The following is a 22,508-nucleotide window of genomic DNA, read 5'->3' as shown; positions in this document are numbered from 1 at the left end:
CGTTCCGGGGACGGAAACAGCTTCACCGTTTTAAATTGAAGCTCTCTCCGTCCCCGGATTCATGAAGCGAGGCTAGGCCGAGCAGAATGAAGTCCGGGGTCCAGCGAAAGACTCGCGAGCGACTTGCTACGCCGAAGCGAAGCCGAAGGCTTTGCAAAGGCGAGAGCGAGCGCGATCTCTATTCTACTTATCAAACGGATTATCGCTCGTGCGCATCGAGAGACGGATCGGCGCGCCCTGCAGATCGAAAGCCTCGCGCAGCCCGTTCGTGAGATAACGCGTGTAAGAGGTCGGCAGCGCGTCGAGCTGATTGCCGAAGATCGCGAACAAAGGCGGCCGCGCTTTCGCCTGCGTCATGTAGCGGATCTTGATGCGACGGCCCGACACCGCCGGCGGCGGATGGCTCGACAGCGCCGAGGTCAGCCAGCGATTGAGCTGCGCGGTCGGAATGCGCTTGCTCCAGACGTCGCTCGCGGCGAACGCCGCCTCCATCAGGGGATCAAGCCCCTTCGACGAAAGTCCCGACACGGGAATGACGGAGACGCCGCGCATCTGCGGCAGAAGACGCTCCGCGTCCTCGCGCAACTTCTTCAAAAGCCCATGGTCCTGCGAGACGAGGTCCCATTTGTTGACGCCAATCACCATCGCGCGGCCCTCGCGCTCGACGAGATCGGCGATCGACAGATCCTGCTTCTCGAACGGGATGGTCGCGTCGAGCAGCAGAATCACAACCTCGGCGAAGCGGATCGCGCGCAGCGCATCAGCGACGGAGAGTTTCTCGAGCTTGCCTTCGACGCGCGCCTTGCGCCGCAACCCGGCGGTGTCGAACAGACGCACCGGCTTGTCGCGCCAGCTCCAGTCGATCGAGATCGAATCGCGCGTGATGCCGGCTTCCGGCCCGGTGAGTAGGCGCTCCTCGCCAATCAGCGTGTTGATCAGCGTCGATTTGCCCGCATTCGGACGACCAACGATCGCGATTTTCAGCGCGTGCGGGCCGCTCTCTTCTGCGTTTTCCGATTCATCTTCGCTTGCGTCCGAATCCTCTTCGCGCTCCTGATCGACGAAGGCGGCGCGCAGCGCGTCATAGAGATCGGCTTGTCCTTCGCCATGCTCGGCGGAGAATGGAATCGGTTCGCCCAGTCCAAGCTCGTAAGCGTCGCCAAGAGCGTCGCGGCCGGCGCGTCCCTCCGCCTTGTTGGCGAGCAGGATCACCGGCTTGTCGGATTTGCGCACGAGCTGTGCGAAAGATTTGTCGCTCGGCGTCACGCCGGCGCGCGCATCGATGAGGAACAGCAGCGCCTGCGCATTGCGGATCGCGGCCTCCGTCTGCGCGCGCATGCGCGCTTCGAGCGTGCCGCTCTTCGCTTCTTCGAGGCCTGCGGTGTCGATGACGCGGAAGGAGAGATCGGCGAGCGAGGCGTCGCCCTCGCGCCGATCGCGCGTCACGCCGGGCTGATCGTCGACGAGCGCGAGCTTCTTGCCGACCAGCCGGTTGAACAAAGTCGACTTGCCGACGTTCGGACGCCCGACGATCGCCAGCGTGAACGACGCCGGCGCCTGCCGCTTCCTGCGCATCAGGGCATGATCCCGAAAAACTACTGCGTCCGCGCGGGACCGCCGGCGACAAAGCCGAGGAAGGCTTCGGCGCGCTGACGGATGCCGGGCGGCGCATCGCGATCGGACACGATCTGGTCGAACCACTTGCCCGCGTTGGCGAGATCGCTGGCCTTCAGCGCCGATGCGCCGAGGATTTCGCGCGCCTCGTTGCGCCAGGGATTGGAGGGAACAGCGATCGGCTCCATCTCCTTGGCGAGATCGGCGTAGGCCGCCTTGTCGAGCAGGAGATAGCCGACGCGCACGCGCGCGAGATCCTGCGTCACAGCGCCGACTCCTGAATCAGCAGCGATCGCGCGCCAGGCCGCGATTCCTGAATCAGGATCGATCTTCGACAGCTCGGCCGCGCCACGCAGGCGGGCGAGGATGCGATAGCCGGCGGGCGCGTCGGCCGAGATCGTGACGAACGCCTTCTCGGCCTCGGAATCCTTGCCGTCGCGCGAAAGCTCCAGCGCTTTCTCGAAGCGGCCGCCCGCCTCCTGAGCCTGCTTGCCCTGCCAATATTGCCAGCCGCGCCATCCGGCGGTGGCGAGCACAAGCAGGAAGGCCGCCCCGACGATCAGGCCGCCATATTTCTTCCACATCAGGCCCATGCGCTCGCGGCGCAGGTCCTCGTCGATCTCGCGGAAAATATCGCTCATTTCAGTTCCTGCCCCGCCAAACCGGGGCGAATGCCCTTGAAAGTCGGCCGGCCTCTAGCATGGGGCCGGAGCGGAGGCCACCAGCCGCCTCACCCCAGCGCGGACACGCCAAACAGGATCGGATGCAGCCAGACGAGGATCAGCGCATAGATCGCGAGCCCGACGACGAGAGCGATCAGATCGTTACGGGTCGCAGCCGTTGCGTCAGCGGGCTGGGCCATTGTGATGGCCGATTGCTCCGCCCGGCGCTTCACGCTGATCCGGCAGGCGACGGCCCAGGCGAGCACCGACCCGAACAGCAGGATCGATCCGAGATCGCCATTGGCGATGAGATGCGCCGTCGCCCAGATCTTCACCGCGAGCAGCATGGGGTGCTTCGCCGCCTGCTTGATGCGGCCGGGAATATAGGCGGCCACGAGCAACGGAAACACCGGCAGCATCAGCGTCCATGCCAGATGACGCGTCCAGCGCGGCGGCTCCCAGACCGGGATGTAGCCGCCAGCGCGATAGGAGACGTAGCCCCAGACGATGAGAATGAGGCCGGCGAAGGATGCGAGCGCGTAGAGACCCTTGAACGGGCCTTCGCCCACTCCAGCGATCAGTGCGGCGCGCTGTTCGCGCATCATGGTCAGCGTGTGAACGCCGATGAACAGGATCAGTCCGAGGACAAGGAGGAGCATTGCGCTCTTCCAGCGATCCCGACGGACCCTAAGCTGGAATGACTACAAACGCGAAACGGCGCCGACAAATCGCTCGCGCGCTTCCGGCGCGTGAAGGCCGCGCGGCTCGAAGACGAGACGGGTGAGAAAATGCTGCGTCAGCCGGAACGCTGCAACGAGATCGCCGGCGGGCGGAGCCTGTGCTGACGCGTCAGCCATGAGAAACCGAGGCAGCGGCAGCAGCCGATCGCCATAGGGCTTGCCCGCGTCGCGCGACACGGCGCGGCCCGATTTCGGCGAGACATAGATGAGGTCTTCCCGCGCGCCGCTCGCTGCGCATTCCGTGAGATCGAGGCCGAAGCCGAGTTCCGCCAGCAGCATCAGTTCGAAGCGCGCCACGAGCGATGCCGCGAGCGGAAGATCATCGAGATGCTGCACGATCGCGAGCAGCGCCTCATAGAGATTGGGATGCGGGTCGCGCTCGGGCAGAAGTTTGAGCAACCCGCCGAGATGCACGAGCGCCGCGAGCGCGGCGGCGTTGTCGATGAGATGGCCGGCGCGCAGCGACAGGCCTTCGACGGAATAATTGCCGAGATGCTCTTCGAGCCGTGCGCGCCAGACGAGGCGCACGCTGTTGCCGGGCTGCAGAACAGGCTGGAGTTTTTGCGACCGGCCGCCACGCACGAGTCCGGCATGCCGTCCGCGCGTCGGCGTCATCGCTTCGAGGATGACCGCGCTTTCGCCGTGACGGCGAACGCCGATCACAACAGCGTCGTCAGTCCATTCCAATCTATTTCACCACGTCATTCCGGCGCGAGGCAAAGCTTCGTCGCCGGCGCGAGCCCGGAATCCAGAGATCGAACAAACGGAGCCATTTCCTGGGTTCCGGGCTCGTCGCTTCGCGACGCCCCGGAATGACATCCTTGGAAATAGCCGAAACAGTCACGCGTCCGACAGCTTCATGTCGGATCTGTATTCGCCCTCGATCTCCTTGGTGATCGACTGGCCGCAGATCACGCGTCCCTGCACGGGATCGAAGGTCAGCGTCGGCGAGCCATAGAGCACCCATCCCTTGCTCAAGGCGTCGCTGACGCGATGGCAGAATGACGCGTCATCAGGGCCGGTGAGCATGCGGTAAAGCGTCGTGCGCCTCACCTTGATCGAAGGCAGATTGATCGACATCGGAAGCCCCAACGATTCAGGATTCGAATTCCAGACCCATGTTGCGATAGCGCTCGGGATCATCAGACCAGTTCTCGCGCACCTTCACGAACAGGAAGAGATGCACGGGCGCTTCCGCGATCTCGGAAATCTCGCGGCGCGCGGCGGCGCCGATTGCCTTGATCGTCTGGCCGCCCTTGCCCAGCACGATCTTCCTCTGGCTTTCGCGCTCAACGAAAATCGTCTGCTCGACGCGCGCCGATCCGTCGGGCCGCTGCTGCCAGGAATCCGTCTCGACCATGGATTGATAGGGCAGTTCCTCATGCAGCCGGTCGAACAGTTTCTCGCGCGTGATCTCCGCGGCGAGCACGCGCAGCGGCGCGTCCGAAATCTGGTCTTCGGGATAGAGCCACGGTCCCGGCGTCATCTTTTCCGCGAGCCATGATGTCAGCGCTTGCACGCCGTCGCCCTTCATCGCCGAGATCATGAAGGTCGCTTCGAACGGCAGGCGCTTGTTGAGATCGGCGGCAAGCGCCAGCAGCGTCTCGCGCGGGATGAGGTCGATCTTGTTGAGAACAAGAATTTTCGGCTGCCGCACATCGGGAAGCTTCTTCAGGATCGCCTCGACCTCTTCATCGACGCCCCTCTTCGCATCAACGAGAAGCCCGACGAGATCGGCGTCCGCCGCGCCGCTCCAGGCGCCCGCCACCATGGCGCGATCGAGCCTGCGCTTCGGCGCGAAGATGCCGGGCGTATCGACGAAGATGATCTGCGACGGCCCATGCAAGGCGATGCCGCGCACCAGGCTGCGCGTCGTCTGCACCTTGCGCGAGACGATCGACACCTTCGATCCCACGAGCATGTTGAGCAGCGTCGACTTGCCCGCGTTTGGCGCGCCGATGAGCGCGACGAAGCCGCAGCGCGTGTTGGTCTCTGTCTCAGGCATCGACTTGCTCCGTAACGATGCCTTCCCGTTGCATCATGGCCCGCGCCGCCGCCTGCTCGGCGTCGCGCTTCGAGGCGCCCTCGCCCCGCGCGCGCTCGACAGCTTCGACATCAACCTCGATGACGAAGCGCGGCGCGTGATCGGGACCGCTGCGCTCGACAGTGCGATAGGTCGGCGCCGGCTTGCCGCGCGCCTGCGCCCATTCCTGCAGTTGCGTTTTCGCATCGCGCAGCGGCCGGCGCGGCGCATGCAGACGCGGCCCGAAAGCCCGCTCGACCACTTCGCGCGCCGCCGGCAGCCCGGCGTCGAGATAAGCGGCTCCGACGATGGATTCGCAGACGTCGGCGAGGATCGCAGCGTTCCGGCGCACGCCCGCCGCCGCTTCGCCGCCGCCGATCCGGAGATAGGCGCCGACGCCCCATTGCGTCGCGACGTCGGTGCAGCTTTCGCGCCGCACGAGTTCGGCGAGCCGGCGCGACAACTCGCCCTCGGGCGCATCAGGAAATGCAGCCATCAGCATGTCGGCGACGATCAACCCGAGAACGCGATCGCCGAGAAATTCGAGCCTCTGATAGCTGTCCCGCTTCAGACGGCTCGCAGGCGCGGCGCTGATGTGAGTCAGCGCGCGCGTCAGGAGTTCGCGGTCGGTGAAGGCGTGCCCGACGCGGGCTTCAAGATCGGCGAGATCCGGCTTCGCTCTGGTCATTTCACCAGATTGAAGAAGCGGCCCAATCTGAGCTGCGTGGGCCAGGTCCAGACCTGCCAGGCCGAATATTCGAAAATAGGCCGGTTGGCGGAGTCGTAGCGCAGCACCTTGCCGTAATCGAACGAGAAGAAGATGATCTCGCCGCGCCCGACGAAATTCTCGAACGGCACGAAGCCGACGCCGCTCGGCGACTGGTCGCGCGAGTCGAGCGAGTTGTCGCGGTTGTCGCCCATCATGAAGAAATGGCCGGGCGGCACGACGAACACCTTCGTGTTGTCGAAGATGCTGGAATCGCCCTGCGCTTCGATGACGGTGTAGCTCACGCCCTCCGGCAGCGTTTCCTTGTAGGCCGGCACCGGCTGCGGGCGCGCGAAGCCGTCATTGACGAGATAGTCCGCGACGCGCTCTTTCTTCACCGCCTTGCCGTTAATGTGCAGCACGCCGTCGAGCATCTGGATGCGGTCGCCGGGCAGGCCGATGACGCGCTTGATGTAGTCGGTCTCATTGTCGGACGGCAGCTTGAACACGGCGATGTCGCCGCGCTTCGGCTCCGAGCCCATGATGCGGCCGGAGAAGATCGGCGGCGAGAACGGGAAGGAGTGCTTGGAGTAGCCGTAGGTGTATTTCGAAACGAAGAGATAGTCGCCGACCAGCAAGGTCGGGATCAGCGATCCCGAGGGAATGTTGAAGGGCTGGAAGAGGAAGGTGCGAATGACCAGCGCGATCAGCAGCGCCTGCAGGATGACGCTGATCGTTTCGCCAATGCCGCCTTCCGAGGAGCGGGTCGCCCGTCGTTCCAATTGATCCGCCATGATGTCTCCGGGGCTTCGCCGCCCGGACCAGGCGACATCCATCGCAGGGATCGATGGATGTCGTCTGATCCTTTGAACTCAGCGCACAGTCGCGCGCGATATAGAGGGTTGGTCCCTGTGGCGCAACGAAGGCGGCCGCAAGCTCAAGGATGCATGGCTGGCGCGCCGCCGGCGGGGAGCGCCTCGATGATCACGAACGCCATCGCCATGGGCGGCTCATCCGTCAGGCTGACATGCACGAACGGCTCGAAACCAGCGGGCAGGATCGCGGCGAGCCGCGCCGCCGCCCCGCCATGGAGCCGCATGGTCGGCTTGCCGCCGGGCAGGTTCACGACTTCGAGATCGCGCCAGAAGACGCCCCTGCGGAAGCCGGTGCCCAGCGCCTTCGAGCAGGCTTCCTTGGCGGCGAATCGCCTGGCATAGGATGCGGCGCGGATGCCCGGCCGCCGGTCGGAGCGCGCCTGCTCTCCCGGCGTGAACAGGCGATTGATGAAGCGGTCGCCAAACCGCGCGATCGATTGCTCGATGCGGCTGATGTCGCAGAGATCGGAACCGATCCCGATAATCAACGCGCTACGCCGTCTTGGCGGCGCTGAGCCCGCGGCTGCCGGGCTTCACCGCCGGGATCGCCGCCATCTCCGGCGGCAGCGCGTCCGGCGAATAATTGGGAATGTCGAGGGTGACGAGCGACACCAGCGGCGCGCCGATGTCGGCTTTGCCGCCCGAGCGGTCGATCAGGCAGGCGGCGCCGACAAGATTGCCGGGATGGGTTCGGATCGCCGCGATGCATTCGCGCGACGACAGGCCCGTCGTGATGATGTCCTCGACCATCAGCACGCGCGCGCCTTCGGGGATCTGGAAGCCGCGGCGCAGCACGAACTCGCCATTCTCGCGCTCGACGAAGATCGCTTTCGCGCCGAGCTGACGCGCCGTCTCGTAGCCCGGCACGATGCCGCCGACGGCGGGCGACACGACAATGTCGATCTGTCCGAAAGCCGCGCGCGCCTTCTCCGCCAGCGCGCGGCAGAGCTTCTCCGTCCGCGGCGGATCCATGAAAATGAACATCTTCTGCAGGAAGACCGGGCTGCGCAGGCCGGACGACAGGATGAAATGGCCTTCGAGCAAGGCCCCCGCGTCGCGGAATTCGGCGAGCACGTCGTCTTCTGTCATGAAGCAGCGATCCTTGTCCGGCGATCGTTTGATCGCGCCCGTCTGTCACAGCCGACGCGGCTGCGCAAACGATCAGTTCCAGACGCGATAAGCGGGGATGGCGCCTGGAATGTCGCTCGGCGGATAGGCGCCGCGCGCCCGCGTCGCGCCGCCGCGGGGCAGGACATAACCGGGCGGCAGACCATCATCGCTGTAGCGTCGTTGACCGCCCGCCGGCCGGCGCGCCTGACGCCGGCGCGGTTCGCGCGGCGCAGCGGCGGGCGGCTCGACCGCCGCGGTGTTGCGCGTCGCCCGCCATTGCAGCCAGCGATCCTGGGTTCTGATCTTGAGCAGATCGAGCTGCGGCCGCGTGAAGAAGCCGGAGGGCTCGAGTCCCACCGCGCCCTGCCAGGATTTGATCGCGGCGCGCGTCGCCTGATTCATCCAGCCGCTGACGACGACCGAACCGCCGATCGAGGCCAGACGCTCCTGCACGTCGACAATCTGCGTGCGGTCGAGCTTTAGATCGCGCTCGCCGCTTTCGGTGCCGGGAGCCTTGAGCTCATCATCCGTCGGCGTCGGCGGCAGAGCCGCCTCGACTGGCGCGACGGTTTGCGAATTCGGCGCGACGGACGCGACCTGCTGATCGATGCCGCTCGCGGCGCGATAGGCCTTTACGCGCCCCGCCAGTTCTTCCGCCGTGCGCTTGTCGGTCGCGACCGCCTGCAGCTCATCGCGCAACTTGGCGACGCCATTTTCGCCAAGCGTCTTGGGATTGGCCGTGAACAAAGGCTCCATCACCTCAAGACGGCGAACCGCGACCGGCACGAGATCGACGCGTCCCGAGGACCGCAGGCAGGCAGGCGCGAATTTGAGATGATAGGCTTCCCACGCGCGATTGAGGCCAGCGTTTTCGGCGCCGATGAGATATTCGCGTTTGCCGTCGCCATAATAGGCGGCGATGAATTTCGTCACCTCGCCGCAATAGCCGTCGGCGTCGCCCCAGGCGGAGAGCATGTCGCGCAGTCCGCAGAAGCGCGGATCGGTCGGGCAATAATCGGCGAACAGCGCGCGATAGCTTTTCACCAGCTCCGTATGGCCGTCATAGAGACCGTCGAAATGCTGGAAATTCGCTTCGACGGCGGCTTTCGCGGCCGCCGCCTGATCGGCCGCGGTCGGCGTCTTCAGGAGATTGCGGTCATCGAGGAAGCGCGCCAGCGTGCGCATGCCGCCGCCGCCCGCCGCCGTGTTGAATAGCTTGCGTCCCGCCTCCCAGGCGCGGCGCGGATCGAAATCCTTCGCCGTCTGCGGCGCGTCGCAGGGCGCGACCGCGTAATCCCTGATGGCGGAGCGGAACGGCTCCGGCGTCTTGCCGTCGACTTTCAGCGCCGCCAGCGCCGCAGCCTGTTGCCTGAACTCCGGCCGCTGGACGAAGGCCGCGAAACAGCCGGCCCGCGTCGCGATCGCCGTCGCGCTGAGATCGAGCGCATCATTGACGGCGCCGATCGCCGGCGGCCTGCCCTCGCGCAGGCCGGCGTCGATACGCTTCTCGGCCTCGGCGAGCGTCTGCTGCTCGCTCCAGAGGTCTTCGAACGCGGCGTCGAGCTTCGACTTCGCCTGCGCATTGGTCTCGGCGAGCACGCTCCTGAGCGATCCGAGCCAGGGGCGCTTCTTCAGCGTGTCGAGCGCCATCTGCTGCGCCACGGGCGCTGCCGCGGGCGGGGTCTGGGCCTGCGCCGCCGCGGGCAGCCAAATGGCGAACAGCGCCGCCATTCCCGCCGTCAACGCCCCCCTCGCCAAACCGGCCGATGTCATCCGCTTTGTTTCCAAACCTGTCCGAGGGTCAGCCTCTATGCGCCTGACCCGCCCGGATGCAAGCGCCTTCCGACCTTCCGCGCAGCCGGCCTGAGCATTTGATTGCCGGCTTCGATCAATTTGCGGCGCCGGACGGCGTGAAACCTCACCCGTTCACCCGCTCCGCCCGGTTGATCACCGGCCGGGCGCGCAATTGTGAAATGATCGCGTTGAGATGCTTCAGGTCCCAGACCGCAAGGTCGATCGCGAGTTCGGTGAAGTCGGGCGCCGGCCGCCGCATCTCGATATTGTCGATATTGCCGTCATGCTCGGCGATGATCGAGGTGATTTGGGCGAGCGTGCCGGGCTCGTTCACGCTGCGCAGGGCGATGCGCGCGGGAAAACGCCGGTTGCGCGCCGCCTCCTCGTCCCAGCGCACGTCGACCCAGCGATCCGGCTCATTGTCGAACGCGGCGAGCGCCGGCGACTGAATGGGGTAGATCGTGATGCCCTCGCCGGGCGTCAGGATGCCGACGATGCGGTCGCCCGGCACTGCACCTCCATCAGGCGCGAAGCGCACCGGCAGATCGTGATCGAGCCCGGTGATCGGGATCGCCGCGCCGTCGTCCGGCTTGCGCTTCTGCGCCTTCACCTTGACGTTCTTGTCCTTCTTCAGCCCGACCCAGTCCGGATCCTGCGGCGCGGTCGGCGCCGGCGCCTTCGGGTCGATCGTCGCGCCGGGATAGACAGCCTTCAGCACGTCGCTCGACGCCATCTCGCCGCGCCCAACCGAAGCGAAGAGATCGTCGAGCGAAGCGCGCGCGAGGCGCGGCAGCACGGCCTTCACCTTGTCGTCCGCATAGGTCTTCTCGGCGCGGGCGAAGGCGCGCTCGACGATCTGGCGGCCGAGGCCGGCATATTGCCGGCGCGTCGCCGCGCGGGTGGCGCGGCGGATGGCGGCCCGCGCCTTGCCGGTGACGACGAGCGATTCCCACGCCGCCGGCGGCGTCTGGCCGGGCGCGCTGATGATCTCGACCTCGTCGCCATTGGCGAGTTCCGAGATCAGCGGCGCCGTGCGGCCATTGACCTTGCAACCGACCGCCGAATTGCCGATGCCGGTATGCACAGCATAGGCGAAATCGATCGGCGTCGCGCCGCGCGGCAACGCGATCAACCGGCCCTTCGGCGTGAAGCAGAACACCTGGTCGTGGAACAGTTCGAGCTTGGTGTGCTCGAGGAATTCGTCGGGATTGTCCTCTTCGGTCAGCAGCGCGACCGTGCGCTTCAGCCACTGATAGGCGAGGCTTTCCTGTTCGAGCGCGCCGCCAACGAGGGTGTCGAATCCTTCCTTGTAGAGCGCGTGCGCGGCGATGCCGTATTCCGCCAGCTTGTGCATCGTTTGCGTGCGGATCTGCAGTTCGACGCGCTGCGATCCCGGACCGATAACCGTGGTGTGCAGCGAACGATAGTCGTTCTGCTTCGGCGTCGAGATGTAGTCCTTGAAACGTCCCGGCACCATCGGCCAAGTCGTATGAACGACGCCGAGCGCGAGATAGCAATCCTCGATCTTGTCCACGAGCACGCGGAATCCGAAGATGTCGGAGAGCTGCTCGAACGAGATGTTCTTGCGCTCCATCTTGCGCCAGATCGAATAGCCATGCTTGCGCCGGCCCTTGACGTCGCATTGCAGGCCGCGCGCCCTGAGCTGACGCAGAAGGTCTCTCTCAATCGTCTGGATCGCCTTGCCGCTGCGCTCCGTCAGCTCCGCCAGGCGCTTGCTGATCATGGCGTAGGCGTCGGGCAGAAGATGCTTGAAGGAAAGATCTTCAAGCTCGTCGCGCATGCCCTGCATGCCCATGCGGCCCGCAAGCGGCGCGTAGATGTCGAGCGTTTCCTCGGCGATGCGCTTGCGCTTCTCCTCCGGCACATAGTGCAGCGTGCGCATGTTGTGCAGGCGGTCGGCGAGCTTGACCAGCAGCACGCGCACGTCCTGCGCCACCGCGAGCAGGAGCTTGCGGAAATTCTCGCCCTGCTTCGCCTTGGTCGAGACGAAGTCGAGCTTCTTGATCTTGGTCAGTCCCTCGACGAGCGCCGCGATCTTGTGGCCGAAAAGCTTCTCGATCTCCTCGCGGGTCGCGGCCGTGTCCTCGATCGTGTCGTGCAGCACAGCGGCGACGATGGTCGCGTCGTCGAGCTTGAGGTCGGTGAGGATCGCCGCGACTTCGAGCGGATGGGCGAAATAGGGATCGCCGGAGGCGCGCTTCTGCGCGCCATGAGCCTTCATCGCATAGACATAGGCGCGATTGAGCAGCTCCTCGTCGGCGTCCGGGTTATAGCTTTTCACCCGTTCGACGAGTTCGTACTGGCGCATCATGGGGCGCCGATCGGAAATGGCTGCGACCGCGTTCATCGCAGCTAATATTGTCGGTCAAACGCGCGGCGCCAAGCGAAGCTGGGATTTCAGCCTTTCCGAAATGCAAAAGCCGACCCGAAGGCCGGCTTTCCCAGGACGCGAGAGCGTCGTGGAGACTTATTCTTCGTCCGTATCGGTGTCAGACGGCGGCACGAGGCCTTCGAGGCCACGCAGCAGGTCTTCCTCGGTCATGCGGTCGAACTGGACCTCCGAATCATCGCCAGACGAGACAACGGCCGCCGCGGCCGGCGCGGCGCCGATCAGCGGCACGGCTTCCGCCTCGGGCTCGTCGACCTCGACATACTTCTGCAGCGAGTGGATCAGTTCTTCCTTGAGATCGTCGGGAGTGACCGTCTCGTCCGCGATCTCGCGCAGCGCGACGACCGGATTCTTGTCGTTGTCGCGCGGAACCGTGATCGAGGCGCCCTGCGAGATCATCCGGGCGCGATGGCTCGCGAGCAGCACGAGCTCGAAACGGTTGTCGACCTTGTCGACGCAATCTTCAACGGTGACGCGGGCCATCAGGCGACCTCGACTCTGGTATCCGGGATCATGAAGGGAGCTGCGGCCGCATACACCCGATCGGCGCCCGGCGCAAGGAAAGGCGAAAGCCCTTGTTAGAACAAGATTTAAGGCGGTGGCAAGGCCATTTACAACAGGGAAACGCGTTTCGTCTTGACTTCGTCTGTGCGCGGGCGTTCAACGAGGCTTGTTGACAGCGCCGGGGGGCGGACGGCTGCGGACAGAAGACGCTCCAAGGGCGACTTTGGCGTGTGCAGGTCCGGGTGTCGTCGTCGGATCAGCAACGGATATCATGAACCAGTCAGACCGAATCGCACTTTTCATTGACGGCGCAAATCTTTACGCGACCACGAAGACCCTCGGCTTCGATATCGACTACAAGAGACTGCTGAACGAGTTCCGGTCGCGAGGAACTTTGATCCGCGCCTATTACTACACCGCCCTGATCGAGGATCAGGAGTATTCGTCCATCCGTCCGCTCGTCGATTGGCTCGACTATAACGGCTATCGGGTCGTGACGAAGCCGGCGAAGGAATTCGTCGATTCGATGGGGCGACGCAAGGTCAAGGGCAATATGGATATCGAGATCGCGGTCGACGCGCTCGAGCTCGCTCCCTTCATGACCAACATGGTGCTCTTCTCCGGCGACGGCGATTTCACGCCTTTGGTCGAAGCGGTGCAGCGCAAGGGCGTGCGGGTGTCGGTCGTTTCGACGATCACGACGCAGCCGCCGATGGTCTCCGACGATCTGCGTCGTCAGGCCGACGAATTCATCGACATCGCCCGCCTGATCGAGCGTATCGGTCGCGACCCGCAGGAGCGGGCCGAGCGCGGCGAGCGCCTCCCCCGCTTCATCCAGGGCGAGAATGGCGAAGAGCAGCGGGGCGAACGCCCGGTCAGATTCCAGCGCTTCGAGCGCTCGGAGCGCCTGTCGGTCGGCGGGCGCAATGCCGTGACGCCTGGTTCGTCGGGCGGATCGAACGATTCCTGAGCGACAGCCCGGGGCGGCAGTCGCCTTGGGCCATCTGCGCCGCATCCACGACGCCTTTCCCGGTGTATAACCTAGGGTCTGTACTCACTCTCGGAGTGCTCAGCGCGCGAGTCGAAAAGCGTTCAGGGCGGGTTTCGCGGACGAAGGCCGTGGTTATCCCACGGTCGAGGACGCGAAGCCTTGACATGAGCGCTTTTCGCCGCGCCCTTTGGGTTCGCTGAAGGGCCGCCGATGGCGGCGGACACGTCGCTCGATGGTGGACAACACCATCTTCGCGCCGTCTCCTTGCCCTCGACGGCCCTTGAGCGAACGCTGAGCGCTCCGAGAGCGAGTACAGACCCTAAGGGAACTCCGCCCTCCGGCGGAGCCGTTCCGGGAGAAAGAGTATGGATCGACGGCAGATCATCAGGGCGTTGGGCGCAGCCGGCGCCGGAACGGTGTTCGCGCAGACTGTGCGCGCCCAGACCGAGCCGCCATTCAAGCTGCCGCCGCTGGGCTACGCCTATGAAGCGCTGGAGCCGCATATCGACACGGCGACCATGCGCATCCATCACACGAATCATCACGCGGCCTATGTCGCGAATCTCAACAACATTGCGGGCCAGCTCGGCGACGTCGCCAAGGCTCCGATGGAGCAGACGCTCGCCAATCTCTCTTCCGTGCCGGAGGCGATTCGCGGCGTCGTGCGCAACAATCTCGGCGGCCACTGGAATCACACCTACTTCTGGGAGCTGATGACGCCTGGCGGGCCTAAGGAGCCGACAGGCGATCTCGAGGCGGCGATCGACGGCGCCTTCGGCGATCTCGCCAAATTCCAGGAGCGGCTGGCGGCCGCCGCGCTCGGGCGCTTCGGCTCGGGCTGGGCTTGGCTCGCAGTCGACAAGGACAAGAAGCTCGCGGTCTTCAACACGCCCTATCAGGACACGCCGCATATGGAGATGCAGGCGAAAGGCGCCGTGATCGGCATCGATGTCTGGGAGCACGCCTACTATCTCAAGCACCAGTCGCGCCGCGCCGATTATGTGAAGGCGTGGTGGAACGTGGTGAACTGGGACAAGGCCTCGGCAAATTTCAAGAAGGCGACGGCCTGACGAGCAAAGACATTCTCGACAAAAAGCCCGGCCTAGAGCATGGCGCGAAAAAGTGGAAACCGGTTTTTCCGCGACGAACGCGAGCGTTCGCGCTGCGAGAGCCATGCTCTAAAATTTGGAATCGATCACGCCGCACTTTGATTGATTCAATCAAAGTGCGGCGTGATCTAGCCGGGCTTTTTCAATTCGGCAGGACGCCGGCGTCGCGCGCGGTCTTTACCATCGCGCCGGGAATGGCGCCGTCATCGACGGCGTCGGTCAGTTTGTTCAGCGCATCGCTGAAAGCGCGTCCCTGCCCTAGCATGAAGTCTCGCCGCTCCTTCAGCGCGCGGGGATAGGGCTTCGGAAACATCGCGACGCCGCGCCTCACCGCGTCGGCGTGTTTGTTCAATCCCATCGCGTCAAGCGCGTCGGCGACATCGGGCGCGAGCCCGCCGGAGGAATTGAAGAAGAACTGCTCGACGGCGCCGTTCAGCATCTCGGCGTTGAAGATAAAGACGACAATGATCCGCCCGTAAGGCGCGGGCAGGCTCGCAAGCCGCGCAGCGACCTTGTCGGGTTCGTCATAGTGATTGAGGCATTTCCAGAGACCGCCCGCGAGAAAGGCGAGCTTTCTGTCATCCGGCGCTTCGGCGCGCAGGGGTTCGTAGATCGCAGTCAACTCGCGCGAGCGCGCGATTTCCTCCGCGGCCGCATCAAGCAGCGACGGCAGCGCCCGGAAGCGCGTCGAAAGCCGCCGCAGCGCGAAATCCAGCGAATGGTCGCGGATATGTCCATGACCATCGCTCCAGCGATCGTAACGCTCGCGTTGCGTTCCGTAGTCGGGGCCGAAAGTCGCGCTTCCCTCGCGAAGAAGCGTGGCGTGGAATTCATAGCCGGCGGCGTCGAGCGTTTGAAGCGCCTCATTCAGAAGGACGCTGTTACGCGAGACGAAGAAGCCGAGAAGACCGTCGGGAAAACCGGTCCAGCCGGCGATCGCAGCCAGCATGAGGACAGACCGCCCCGCCGGCGGAAACGTCGCAAGCCCTCTCGCCAGCGCCGCCCGCAGTTTCGCCGCGCCCTTTTCGTCGAGCTGATAGTCGGAGCGGAAATCGAAGGCTTCATCCGGAGCCGCGAAAAAAATGTCGGGCATGCCAAGCGGAACGGCGCGATTTTTCAGCGCGTCCGTCACGGGATAGCGCCGCAGCGCGTCGAGATCGCACGCTGGCCTATCCGCCGCGAACGCAGCGGACGCCGTCGCGGCGATGATGAGCAAGCCCGCGATCGCCAATCCGAACCGCCACGGCATAGCTTCGCTCTCCAAGCGTCCGGCCTGGCGGCGCTGTCAGCGAACAACTCGCCGAGGCCCGCCGCATCAGGATCGTGATCGGCGATCGGCGCGACGGGCTGTGCTCTCCCGCACACTGCGGCCGGCGTAGCCCGTCACATTCGTTATCCCTGCGCCACAACCGCTTTCGGAAGACGCAATGCTTCCCACCAAAGCCTACGACTTCGAAATGCTCGCGGCCTCGATCGCGGAGACTGGCCCGCGCGGCCAGGGCTGGTGCTTCGGATTGCCGCCCGGCATCGATCCCGATGAATGGCCGCTCGATCTCCACAACGGATTTCCGCTCAGGCACAGCTTCACCCTGCTGCTGCCGGAGGATTATCGCTGCCATGGGCAGGCGATTGTCGCCGTGAGCTTCTTCGGCGTCTCGCTGGAGCATCATGACGGCGGAGCCGAAATCAGCGAACCGGTTGCGGACGCGCTGCGGAGCGAGCAAGCGCCGTCCGATCCGCTTCTGCGCCGGCTTTGGCAGGTCGAGCGTTCGTCGCACCATCGACTGGCCCGGATGAATGACATTCTCGATTGCGGCTACGCTGCGATCCTTCTCACACAGGCGGAATTCGAAGGCCCTTTCTGCCCGCCGCCGCGCCACAATTACCCCGCGCATTTCCACGGCGCGCCAAGGCCGCGCTGGCTCGAAGTTGGAACGGCGCGCGACTATTGGGACAGCCAGCACTTCCCGGGCGACAGACCGTTGGCGGAATTCGGCCTCTACAAGATTTTCGGCCAGATTCCCGACGAGAATCCCGCTTTCAATCGCGCTATCAGCTGGTCGCCGCGCGCCGAGGACCCGAACGCCGGCAAGGCGCCGCAGGAAGACTATGGGCTGGGGGCGCCCGCAAGCGGCTATCAGGCGCCGCACTACTGGAAGGACGGCGTCGTCAAGGTCGAGAACTGGCGCGAGCACGAATGGGCGAAGGGGCACGCGGCCCAGCATATCGGCGGGACGATGCGACCGATCCAGGCCATCCCCGCAGGCTTCAGCCCCTACTACATCGAATTCGATGAAGCGTTCGGCGGTTTCAATTTCGGCGGCGGCAACGCGCAGCTCGATTTTCAGACCATGAAGTTCGACTGGGCCTGCGGCTAAGCAGCGACGCTGCTTCGCTCAGTCGACGTCGCCGCTCGCATTGGCGCCGAGCCATTCCACCACATCGATCGCGTTCCGGTCGGGCGGAAAGACGGGATAGAACACCTTCTCGATCACGCCGTCGTCGATGACGAGCGCGAGCCGCTTGATCAGCGTTACGCCGGCGACGTCCATCGTTGGCAGGTTCAGCGCCTTCGTCAGTTCGAGCTTTTCATCCGATAGCAGCGGGAACGGCAGATGCAGTCGCTCCGCCGCTTCCTTCTGATAGGGCGTGTCCTGCGTCGACAGGCCGAACAGATTGGCGACGCCGAGCGCCCTGATGTCGGCGGCGTGATCGCGGAAGGCGCAGGATTGCGGCGTGCAGCCGCGCGCGCCGGGGATCATGTCCCAATCGTCGACGAGCGCGATCTGTCCGGGCTGGCCGGTGCGGGGATAGGCGTAGAGCACGGTGCGGCCCGCAAGCGCGCCAAGCGAGACAAGCGAACCGTCAGTCGCCGGCAAATCGAGATCGGGGATGCGCATGCCAGCGAGATGATCGGCGGCGCCGTCATCCTCCGGCGCAGGAATTTTCGACCAGTCCACGTCGAGAAGGCCGGGTTGATTGGACATCGCCCTACCCCTTGTCTCCGCGCATCAGCCGCGCCTTGTCGCGCTGCCAGTCGCGTTTTTTCTCGCTGTCGCGCTTGTCATGCAGCTTCTTGCCGCGCGCCAGCGCGAGGTCGAGCTTCGCCCTGCCCTTGTCGTTGAAATAAATCTTAAGCGGGATGAGCGTAAGACCCTCGCGCTCGACCGCCGAAAGCAATTTGTTGATCTGCCGGCGATGCAGCAGCAGACGCCGCGGCCGGCGCGGCGAATGGTTCCAGCGGTTCGCTTCGAGATATTCCGGGATATTCGCGTTGATGAGAAAGATGTCAGTTCCCTGCGGGCCGGCGTAGCTTTCCGCAATCGTCGCCTTGCCGCCGCGCAGCGACTTCACCTCGGTGCCCGTCAGTTCGAGGCCCGCTTCGAAGGTCTCGAGAATCTCGTAATTGTAACGCGCCTTGCGATTATCGGCCGCAACGCGCTGCGTCGGTTTCTTTTCAGCCATTCGTTATGAATTAATCAGACCGGCATGCACCATGGCCTGCCGGATGGCCGCGCCGGTCGGCGGCGTCACCGGGATCAGGGGCAGACGGATCTCTTCCGACATGCGGCCGAGGATCGAGAGGCCACGCTTGGCGCCGGCGAGGCCAGGCTCCTTGAAGATCGCGTCATGCAGCGGGACGAGACGATCCTGAATCTTCAGCGCGCCGACGTAATCGCCGCGCAGCGACGCCTCCTGCATGTCCGAGCACAGGCGCGGCGCGACATTGGCCACGACCGAGATGCAGCCATGTCCGCCGGCGGCGTTGAAGGCGAGCGCCGTCATGTCCTCGCCCGAGAGCTGGATGAATTCAGCGCCCATCGCGTGACGCTGCTGCGAGACGCGCCCGACATTCGCCGTCGCATCCTTCACGCCGACGATGTTCTTCAGTTCGAAGAGGCGCGTCATGGTCTCGACCGACATGTCGATCACCGAACGCGGCGGAATGTTGTAGATGAAGATCGGAATGCCGATGGCGTCATTGATCGCCTTGAAGTGGCGATAGAGGCCTTCCTGCGTCGGCTTGTTGTAGTAGGGCGTGACCACGAGCACCGCGTCCGCGCCGGCCTTCTCGGCATGGACCGCAAGTTCGATCGCCTCGGTCGTATTGTTCGAGCCTGCGCCGGCGATCACGGGCACGCGGCCCTTCGCCTCCTGAACGCACCACTCGACGACATGGCCATGCTCCTTGTGGCTCAGCGTCGGGCTCTCGCCCGTGGTGCCGACGGGAACCAGCGCCTTGGTGCCGTTCTCGATCTGCCAGTTGACCAGCGCGCGGAACGCCGCCTCGTCGAGCTTGCCGTCCTTGAACGGGGTGACGAGCGCCGTCATCGATCCGCGAAAACGCTCTGTGAGGCCCATGACCGACTCCCGGCGGCGTCGCGCCGCGTCCTTAAAGGAAGCGTGACATAGAGCGCCTGTGGGTCAAGGGAAAGCCCGGTAAGTGCTCCGGAGAACAGACCGACCCGCAAAAATGCCGGATTTCCTTGCGAGGGGCGGTCGACGCCGCGGGGGGCCGGCTTAACGTTTCGCCAACCATCGCGGGCGACCATTGGCCCTTGCGATGATAGGATGGCGCGTCCGGAGAGGTCATGCCCCGCACGATCCTTGTCTCGACCCTTGTTGTGGCCGCTTTCGGGGTCGGATTTGGCGCGCGCAGTCTTGGCCCCTGGACGCACCCTGCATCTCCCGAAACGCCTAAGAACGTGCTCGGTTCCTCCCCGGCGTTGAGCGGAGACGAGAAGCTTGGCGCAGTCGAGGCTTCGCTTGGCGATGTCAGCCGCCCGGCCTCCGCTGCGCCGGCGCCCACAAAGCTCGCGCCTTCGAGCCCCACGGCGGCCGCCGCGCCGACCACGCCTCCAGCCCTTCCCGCCCCGTCGACCGGCATGTCGCAGTTGGCCTACGCGCCCATCCTGCCCGACGTGCCCGACCCCTTCCCGCCCCCGGTCGCCAAACCGTCGGAGCAGGCCGCGCTGCCGCCCATCGCGCCGCCTCCTGTTGTTCCGACGCCTGCGCCGCAACCGCCGGTCGCGCCGCCGAAGCTGACGGCCTTTCCGCAAGCCGACATCGACGCCATGCGCGAGATGATCGCGCAGATGCGCAAGGGCGAAGTCGCGGGCGTCGACGCAGCCATCAAGAAGATGACCGACCCGGTCGCGCGCACGCTGGCGGAATGGACGCTCATTCGCGGCGGCGGCAAGCTTGCGCCCTACACGCGCATCCTGAGCTTCCTCGAGAAAGAGCCGGACTGGCCGACGCAGCCGCTGCTGCAGCGCCGCGCCGAAGAAGCGCTCGCCTTTGAAGCCAAGCCGACGCCCGTCGTGCGCGCCTTCTTCGCCAACCGCAAGCCCCTCTCCGCTTCCGGCAAGATCGTGCTGGCGCGCGCGCTTCTCGCCGACAAGCAGCGCGACGAAGCCTTCGCGCTGATCCGCAGCGTCTGGCGCGAGGAGACAATCTCGGACGAGACCGAAGGCCGGCTCGCCGCCGAATTCGCCGATGGTCTGCGGCGCGAAGATCATCGCGCGCGCATGGAGCGTTTCATCTTCAAGGACGAAATGGGCAAGGCGCTGCGCTCGGCGCAGCGCATTGGCGCCGATTTCGTCGCGCTGGTGAAGGCGCGCGAAGCCGTCGAGAACAAAACGGCGAACGCAAAGGCGTTGCTTGAAGCGGTGCCGAAGCCGTTGCGCGCTGACAGCTCCTACATGTTCGCCCGCGCGCAGTTCGCGCGCCGCGGCGATCGCGCCGCCGACGCTGTCAAGGAAATGGAAGGCGTGTCGCGCGATCCCGCCGTGCTCGTCGATGGCGACGAGTGGTGGGCGGAGCGCCGCATGATCGCGCGCAAACTGCTCGACGCCGGCGACGCGAAGCTCGCCTACAAGGCGGCCGCCGAACATGGCGCTTCGTCGGACGCCATGCGCGTCGAGGCGGAATTCCACGCCGGCTGGATCGCGCTGCGCTATCTGCGCGACGCCAAACTTGCTCAGACGCATTTCGACAAGGCGGCGGATGCGGCGCGCATGCCGATGTCGGTGTCGCGCACGGCCTACTGGCAGGGACGCGCTGCGGAAGCGCGCGGCGATGCGCCGGCCGCGCAGGCGTTTTATCGCAAAGCTGCGGCCTTCAATGGTTTCTTCTATGGTCAGCTCGCGCGCGCGAAACTGCCTGCCGACGCCGACTCCAATCTCGTCACCGGCGCGATCAACGCGTCTCCGACCGAGAAATTCGACACCGCCAATGATCGCGCGCTGCGCGCCATCGATCTCCTGCTGACGCTGAACGAGCGCGATTTCGCGATCAGCTTCGTCTTTGACCTTGCCGTGCGCTCAGGCTCGCAGCCGCAGCTTGAAGCGCTCGGCGACATGCTCACCGCCCGCGGCGACGCGCGCGCCGTGCTGATGATGGGCAAGCTCGCCTTGCAGCGCGGCGTCGCCATCGATCGCCACGCCTTCCCGACGTTCGGCATCCCGACCTATCAGGCGCTGACCGACAATGTGGAGCCGTCGATCGTGCTCGCGATCGCGCGTCAGGAAAGCGCATTCGACCCCAGGGTTGTCTCGCACGCAGGCGCGCGCGGGCTCATGCAGCTCATGCCGGCGACGGCGCGCGTCACGGCGACGCGCTACAACACGCCCTTCGATGTCGGCCGCCTCACCAGCGACGCTCCCTACAATGCGCAGATCGGTTCGGCACATCTCGGCGATCTGCTGAACGACTGGCGCGGCTCCTATATCCTCGTCTTCGCCGCCTACAACGCCGGCTCGCACAATGTGAAGAAATGGATCGACGCCAATGGCGATCCGCGCAATCCCGATGTCGATCCGATCGACTGGATCGAGCGCATTCCCTACAACGAGACGCGCAACTATGTTCAGCGCGTGATGGAGAATCTCGAAGCCTATCGCAGCCGGCTCATGCCCGGCACGCCGCTTCTGATCGAAGCGGACATGAAGCGCGGCGCGCCCGGCGCTCCCGTTGCGCCGATCCGCAATGCGACCATCGCTGGCGATCCGCCGGCGGCGGCGCGCGCCTCGCGGTGAATTCGACGCCTGCGCCCGACGGCGCCTGGCAAAGCCGATTCATTTCAGCGTCAGACGGGCTCAGGCTTCACGGCCGAATCTATGGGCCGCGATTCAGCGATATCGCGCCGCTCGTTTGTCTTCCCGGCCTGACGCGCAACAGCGCCGATTTCCATTCGCTTGCGCTCTCTCTCACGCGCGATGCGACGCGGCGCGTGATCGCGCTCGATTATCGCGGACGCGGAGAGAGCGGCTACGACGCCGACTGGCGGCGTTACGATCCGCTGGTCGAGGCCGAGGACGCCCTCGCCTTTCTCACTGCGATCGGCGTCGATGAAGCGACGTTTCTCGGCACGTCGCGCGGCGGCCTCGTTCTTTTCGTCCTCGCCGCGATGCGGCCGACGCTCATCCGCGCCGCCATCCTCAATGACATCGGCCCCGTGATCGATGCGCAAGGATTGATCCGCATCCGCTCGCAGGTCGGCAAGTTGCCGGCGCCGCGAAACTACGATGAAGCCGCTGACGTGCTGCGAAGCATGATGGGGGCGCATTTCACCAATCAGCCGCAGGAGGAATGGCTTGATCAGGCGCGCGCCACATGGCGCGAGGCGGAGGGCGGCCTGACGCCGCGCTATGATCGCGCGCTGATGAATGGGCTCGCGCTGCTCGATCTGGAAAAACCGCTGCCGAATCTCTGGCCGCATTTCATGGCGCTGCGCCATGTTCCGCTGCTCGCGATCCGCGGCGCGAATTCCGATCTCTTCACAGCCGGGACTCTCGCGGAGATGGCGGCGCGTCATCCCGATTGCGAGACGCTCACCGTGCCCGATCAGGGACATGCGCCGCTGCTGACAGACGCGCCGACCCAGGCGGCGATCGAAGCCTTTCTCACGCGCGTCGATGCGCGCCTCAACCGCGCCGCTTAGGTCGAATTCTTTTAAAGATCGCGAAAAC

At 65.2% G+C, this 22,508-nt stretch carries 22 protein-coding genes; 5 read left to right on the top strand and 17 right to left on the bottom strand.

Annotated elements, in window-relative coordinates; translation table 11 throughout:
* Window positions 1–183: 183 nt before the first annotated feature.
* From der to rpoZ, 13 genes are all read right to left on the bottom strand, one after another.
* Complete coding sequence (gene der / locus L8F45_RS07340) at window positions 184–1,575, bottom strand: ribosome biogenesis GTPase Der (RefSeq protein WP_342362226.1); 1,392 nt, start codon at window positions 1,573–1,575, stop codon at window positions 184–186.
* 20 nt (window positions 1,576–1,595) lie between these two features.
* Entirely contained in the window at window positions 1,596–2,255 is a 660-nt protein-coding gene (locus L8F45_RS07335; protein WP_342362225.1) for a tetratricopeptide repeat protein, read from the bottom strand.
* An 89-nt stretch (window positions 2,256–2,344) separates the two neighbouring features.
* The gene (locus tag L8F45_RS07330; RefSeq protein ID WP_342362224.1) at window positions 2,345–2,935 is read right to left on the bottom strand and encodes an NnrU family protein; all 591 of its coding nucleotides are present in this window, start codon (window positions 2,933–2,935) and stop codon (window positions 2,345–2,347) included.
* 42 nt (window positions 2,936–2,977) lie between these two features.
* A complete protein-coding gene (recO, locus tag L8F45_RS07325) occupies window positions 2,978–3,703 on the bottom strand; it encodes a DNA repair protein RecO (protein ID WP_342362223.1) in 726 nt (241 codons plus the stop codon).
* A 153-nt stretch (window positions 3,704–3,856) separates the two neighbouring features.
* Window positions 3,857–4,096: a DUF1737 domain-containing protein gene (locus tag L8F45_RS07320; protein ID WP_342362222.1), complete on the bottom strand. Its 240-nt coding sequence runs from the start codon at window positions 4,094–4,096 to the stop codon at window positions 3,857–3,859.
* A gap of 16 nt (window positions 4,097–4,112) precedes the next feature.
* Complete coding sequence (era, locus tag L8F45_RS07315; protein ID WP_342362221.1) at window positions 4,113–5,021, bottom strand: GTPase Era; 909 nt, start codon at window positions 5,019–5,021, stop codon at window positions 4,113–4,115.
* Entirely contained in the window at window positions 5,014–5,727 is a 714-nt protein-coding gene (gene rnc / locus L8F45_RS07310; protein WP_342362220.1) for a ribonuclease III, read from the bottom strand. Before rnc ends, era begins: the two co-directional genes overlap by 8 nt.
* A complete protein-coding gene (lepB, locus tag L8F45_RS07305; protein WP_342362219.1) occupies window positions 5,724–6,539 on the bottom strand; it encodes a signal peptidase I in 816 nt (271 codons plus the stop codon). The genes rnc and lepB overlap by 4 nt, the downstream gene beginning before the upstream one ends.
* Before the next feature lie 143 nt (window positions 6,540–6,682).
* Complete coding sequence (gene acpS / locus L8F45_RS07300) at window positions 6,683–7,108, bottom strand: holo-ACP synthase (RefSeq protein ID WP_342362218.1); 426 nt, start codon at window positions 7,106–7,108, stop codon at window positions 6,683–6,685.
* Between the two features lie 4 nt (window positions 7,109–7,112).
* Entirely contained in the window at window positions 7,113–7,709 is a 597-nt protein-coding gene (gene pyrE / locus L8F45_RS07295; RefSeq protein ID WP_342362217.1) for an orotate phosphoribosyltransferase, read from the bottom strand.
* A 72-nt stretch (window positions 7,710–7,781) separates the two neighbouring features.
* Window positions 7,782–9,461, bottom strand: coding sequence for a peptidoglycan-binding domain-containing protein (locus L8F45_RS07290; protein WP_342362216.1), 1,680 nt, complete (start codon window positions 9,459–9,461; stop codon window positions 7,782–7,784).
* A gap of 187 nt (window positions 9,462–9,648) precedes the next feature.
* Window positions 9,649–11,856 carry a RelA/SpoT family protein gene (locus L8F45_RS07285; protein ID WP_342363386.1) on the bottom strand — a complete coding sequence of 736 codons (2,208 nt, stop codon included), beginning with the start codon at window positions 11,854–11,856 and terminating at the stop codon, window positions 9,649–9,651.
* A gap of 156 nt (window positions 11,857–12,012) precedes the next feature.
* The gene (rpoZ, locus tag L8F45_RS07280) at window positions 12,013–12,417 is read right to left on the bottom strand and encodes a DNA-directed RNA polymerase subunit omega (protein WP_342362215.1); all 405 of its coding nucleotides are present in this window, start codon (window positions 12,415–12,417) and stop codon (window positions 12,013–12,015) included.
* Window positions 12,418–12,709: 292 nt separating this feature from the next.
* On the opposite strand from rpoZ, the gene L8F45_RS07275 reads away from it, so the two are divergent.
* Together L8F45_RS07275 and L8F45_RS07270 are read left to right on the top strand one after the other, a co-directional pair.
* On the top strand, window positions 12,710–13,408 hold the full coding sequence (locus L8F45_RS07275; protein ID WP_342362214.1) for a LabA-like NYN domain-containing protein: 699 nt from the start codon (window positions 12,710–12,712) through the stop codon (window positions 13,406–13,408).
* 386 nt (window positions 13,409–13,794) lie between these two features.
* The gene (locus L8F45_RS07270; RefSeq protein WP_342362213.1) at window positions 13,795–14,499 is read left to right on the top strand and encodes a superoxide dismutase; all 705 of its coding nucleotides are present in this window, start codon (window positions 13,795–13,797) and stop codon (window positions 14,497–14,499) included.
* 181 nt (window positions 14,500–14,680) lie between these two features.
* Here L8F45_RS07270 and L8F45_RS07265 read toward each other — a convergent pair whose 3' ends face one another.
* Window positions 14,681–15,787: a DMP19 family protein gene (locus tag L8F45_RS07265; protein WP_342362212.1), complete on the bottom strand. Its 1,107-nt coding sequence runs from the start codon at window positions 15,785–15,787 to the stop codon at window positions 14,681–14,683.
* A 178-nt stretch (window positions 15,788–15,965) separates the two neighbouring features.
* On the opposite strand from L8F45_RS07265, the gene L8F45_RS07260 reads away from it, so the two are divergent.
* A complete protein-coding gene (locus L8F45_RS07260; protein WP_342362211.1) occupies window positions 15,966–16,916 on the top strand; it encodes a hypothetical protein in 951 nt (316 codons plus the stop codon).
* A gap of 18 nt (window positions 16,917–16,934) precedes the next feature.
* Here the strand turns inward: L8F45_RS07260 and L8F45_RS07255 are convergent, their stop codons facing one another.
* From L8F45_RS07255 to dapA, 3 genes are read right to left on the bottom strand one after another with little or no spacing between them, the layout of a single operon-like run.
* Window positions 16,935–17,525: a peroxiredoxin gene (locus L8F45_RS07255; protein WP_342362210.1), complete on the bottom strand. Its 591-nt coding sequence runs from the start codon at window positions 17,523–17,525 to the stop codon at window positions 16,935–16,937.
* Between the two features lie 4 nt (window positions 17,526–17,529).
* Window positions 17,530–18,003, bottom strand: coding sequence for an SsrA-binding protein SmpB (smpB, locus tag L8F45_RS07250; RefSeq protein ID WP_342362209.1), 474 nt, complete (start codon window positions 18,001–18,003; stop codon window positions 17,530–17,532).
* Window positions 18,004–18,006: 3 nt separating this feature from the next.
* Window positions 18,007–18,900: a 4-hydroxy-tetrahydrodipicolinate synthase gene (gene dapA, locus L8F45_RS07245; RefSeq protein WP_342362208.1), complete on the bottom strand. Its 894-nt coding sequence runs from the start codon at window positions 18,898–18,900 to the stop codon at window positions 18,007–18,009.
* A gap of 230 nt (window positions 18,901–19,130) precedes the next feature.
* Here dapA and L8F45_RS07240 point away from each other — a divergent pair, with 230 nt between their 5' ends.
* Window positions 19,131–21,575 carry a lytic transglycosylase domain-containing protein gene (locus L8F45_RS07240; protein WP_342362207.1) on the top strand — a complete coding sequence of 815 codons (2,445 nt, stop codon included), beginning with the start codon at window positions 19,131–19,133 and terminating at the stop codon, window positions 21,573–21,575.
* The gene (locus tag L8F45_RS07235; protein WP_342362206.1) at window positions 21,572–22,480 is read left to right on the top strand and encodes an alpha/beta fold hydrolase; all 909 of its coding nucleotides are present in this window, start codon (window positions 21,572–21,574) and stop codon (window positions 22,478–22,480) included. Before L8F45_RS07240 ends, L8F45_RS07235 begins: the two co-directional genes overlap by 4 nt.
* Window positions 22,481–22,508 lie beyond the last annotated feature (28 nt).

Source organism: Terrirubrum flagellatum (assembly GCF_022059845.1).
Lineage (GTDB): Bacteria > Pseudomonadota > Alphaproteobacteria > Rhizobiales > Beijerinckiaceae > Terrirubrum > Terrirubrum flagellatum.
This window is presented reverse-complemented; position numbering and strand designations above follow the sequence as displayed.